The sequence below is a fragment of the Bifidobacteriaceae bacterium genome (assembly GCA_031281585.1).
Taxonomy (GTDB): Bacteria; Actinomycetota; Actinomycetes; order Actinomycetales; family WQXJ01; genus JAIRTF01.
Map to the genome: position 1 here is coordinate 1 of JAITFE010000103.1, position 2,537 is coordinate 2,537.

At 69.3% G+C, this 2,537-nt stretch carries 3 protein-coding genes; all 3 read left to right on the top strand.

Translation table 11 applies throughout. The annotated features are described in order from the left end of the window. Nucleotides 1-387 (top strand): N-acetyl-gamma-glutamyl-phosphate reductase (locus LBC97_11730; GenBank protein MDR2566696.1); only part of this gene is annotated, 387 nt, incomplete at its 5' end. Next, nucleotides 384-1,577, top strand: coding sequence for a bifunctional glutamate N-acetyltransferase/amino-acid acetyltransferase ArgJ (gene argJ, locus LBC97_11735; protein ID MDR2566697.1), 1,194 nt, complete (start codon nucleotides 384-386; stop codon nucleotides 1,575-1,577). The genes LBC97_11730 and argJ, both read left to right, overlap by 4 nt. Beyond that, on the top strand, nucleotides 1,574-2,515 hold the full coding sequence (gene argB / locus LBC97_11740; protein MDR2566698.1) for an acetylglutamate kinase: 942 nt from the start codon (nucleotides 1,574-1,576) through the stop codon (nucleotides 2,513-2,515). The genes argJ and argB overlap by 4 nt, the downstream gene beginning before the upstream one ends. Nucleotides 2,516-2,537: the final 22 nt, after the last annotated feature.

The window sequence follows — 2,537 nt, forward strand, 5'->3', positions numbered from 1 at the left end:
GCGGGAGCCCCGGGCGGGCCCAAGCCCACCATCAGCTTCACTCCCACCCTGGTGCCCATGAGCCGGGGCATCCTGGCCACGGTCACCGCCAAACCGGGCCCGCGGTTTGACCCGGCCAAGCTGCGCGAGCCCTGGGAACTCGCCTACGGAGATGAGCGCTTTGTGCGCCTGCTCCCGGAGGGTGAGTGGCCCTCGACCGCGCACACGCTGGGCGCCAACACGGCCCTGATCCAAGTCGTTTACGACACGCGGGCCGACCGGGTGGTCATGGTCGCCGCCATCGATAATCTGGTCAAGGGCACCGCCGGAGCGGCGATCCAATCCATTAACCTGGCATTGGGCTTGCCCGAAGAAACCGGCCTCGAACTGAATGGAGTCGCGCCATGACCGTCACCGCACCACAGGGCTTCAGGGCGATGGGTCTGGCCGCCGGCATCAAGGCGAGCGGCGCCAAGGACTTGGCTTTGGTGGTGAACGATGCCGTCGCCAGGGTCTCCGCCGCCGCCGCCGTTTTCACCGTCAACCGTTTCGCGGCCGCGCCCGTGCTGGTCAGCCGGGAGGCGATGGCGCTGGCGGAGGGAGGCTACTCCACGCCCAGGGCGGTTCTGCTGAACTCGGGCGGCGCCAACGCCTGCACCGGCCAGGCGGGCTATGACGACGCGAGGCAATCCGCCGGGGCTCTGGCCAGGCGCCTGGGCCTGAAACAGGAGGAGGTCTTGGTCTGCTCCACGGGGCTGATCGGGGAGCGGCTGCCGTTGGGCAAGCTGCTGGCCGGCATGCACCAAGCGGTCGTCGAACTGTCGGACAGCGAAGCCGGCGGCCAAGCGGCCGCCCAGGCGATCATGACCACGGACACCGTGCCGAAGACCGCCGTCGTCAAGAGCGAGGCTGGCGGCTACGCCATCGGGGGCATGGCCAAGGGCGCGGGCATGCTGGCCCCGGAGTTGGCCACCATGCTGGTGGTGATCACCACGGACGCGCTGATCGACTCCCCGGCGGCGCAGCAAGCCCTTGAGGAGGCGTGCCGGCTCTCGTTCAACCGGATCGATTCGGACGGCTGCATGTCCACCAATGACACGGTCATCCTGTTGGCCTCGGGCGCGTCGGGGCGCCAGCCGGACCCCGCCGAGTTCACCGCGCAATTGACCACCCTGGCCCAGGACCTGGCCAGACAGTTGATCGCGGACGCCGAAGGGGCGCACCACGAGATCGCGGTCAAGGTGACCGGCGCCCTGACGGAAGACGGGGCTCTGAAGGTGGCTCGCGGCATCGTGCGCTCAAATCTGTTCAAGACGGCGGTGGCGGGCGGGGACCCGAACTGGGGGCGGATCCTGGCCGCGGCGGGCACGGTGCCGCCCGAGGACGCGCCGTTCGACCCGAACCGGGTCGACGTGACGATCAACGGTGTGATGGTGTGCCGAAACGGCGGCCTGGGCGAGGACCGGAGCAAGGTCGACTTGAGCCGCCGCCAGGTCGAGGTGGTGGTGAACCTGAACGCGGGGCCGGAAGAGGCCACCATCTTGACGAACGACCTGACGCACGAATACGTGGCGATCAACGCGGACTATTCCTCATGACGGACTTCGACACCCGCACGGACCTCAGGCCGGACCAGAAAGCCGAGGTCCTGATCGAGGCGCTGCCGTGGCTGGAGCGGTTCGGCGGCGCGGTCGTGGTGGTCAAATACGGCGGGAACGCCATGGTGGACGGCGCGCTGAAGGCGGCTTTCGCGGAGGACATGGTGTTCTTGCGGCGAGTGGGGCTGAGGCCGGTGGTGGTGCATGGCGGGGGCCCGCAGATCAACCAGATGCTGCGGCGGCTCGGGATCGCCTCGGAGTTCCAAGGCGGCCTCAGGGTGACCACGCCGGAGACCATGGACGTGGTGCGCATGGTGCTGACCGGCCAGGTCAGCCGCGAATTGGTGGGCTTGATCAACGCGCACGGGCCGTTGGCGGTGGGCATGTCCGGCGAGGACGCGGCCCTCTTCCAGGCCCGGCGGCGCACCGCCAACGTGGACGGGATCGAGATCGACGTGGGCCTGGTCGGGGACGTGGTCCGGGTCAACCCGGGCGCTGTCCGCGATCTGCTGGAGGCGGGCCGGATCCCGGTGATCTCAACGGTCGCGCCGGACATCGGGGATTCCTCCCAGGTGCTCAACATCAACGCGGACACGGCGGCCTCAGCCCTGGCGGTGGCCCTGGGAGCGCGCAAACTGGTGATTCTGACTGACGTCGAGGGCCTGTACCGAAACTGGCCGGACCCGTCCAGCCTGATCCACCGGCTGACCGCCGCCGAATTGGCGAAGCTGATGCCCGCCATGGAGAGCGGCATGCGCCCCAAGATGGAGGCGTGCCTGCGCGCCGTGCGGGCCGGCGTGCCCCAGGCCCACGTCATTGACGGCCGCCAGCCGCACTCGCTCCTGACCGAGATCTTCACCGACGAGGGCGTGGGCACCATGGTGGTGGACCCGCCCGCGCCCGTTCCCGCCAAGGAGACGCCCGATGCCGTCCAATGACGCCGCGCTCGCACAGTACCGG

Coding starts and splice junctions, on each gene's coding strand:
- argJ (MDR2566697.1), top strand. CDS start 384: ATGACCGTCACCGCACCACAGGGCTTCAGGGCGATGGGTCTGGCCGCC.
- argB (MDR2566698.1), top strand. CDS start 1,574: ATGACGGACTTCGACACCCGCACGGACCTCAGGCCGGACCAGAAAGCC.